The sequence below is a fragment of the Caballeronia sp. M23-90 genome, assembly GCF_053574605.1.
The window spans coordinates 1-252 of sequence record NZ_JBSIPA010001078.1 but is presented as its reverse complement, the minus strand read 5'-3'; the positions used below and the strand labels follow the sequence as shown (position 1 = coordinate 252).

Genomic DNA, 252 nt, shown 5'->3' with positions numbered 1-252 from the left:
GGTCGTTGCCGAGCGAAAAGGGACGCTAACGAAGGTAGGCGAGACGCAAAAGCCGCAGAGCGAGTTGGAGGCGGAATTGGCGCGGGTCAAGCGCGAGCTGGCGACGGTCACGATGGAGCGCGATATTCATATGGCCTTTTTTTGCAAGCAGGACGAGCACCATCCTCGCTGCCGCGATCTCGATCGTCAACGTATCCAACCTGATTGGTAACGCGGCAGACGGGCTGTTTATCGACGATGGATCAAGCTCAT

Annotated in this window: 1 pseudogene; it reads left to right on the top strand. The window is 57.5% G+C overall.

The features are described 5' to 3' along the window. Window positions 1–211: pseudogene (locus ACRXB1_RS37885) on the top strand (hypothetical protein); the annotation flags it as partial. Window positions 212–252 lie beyond the last annotated feature (41 nt).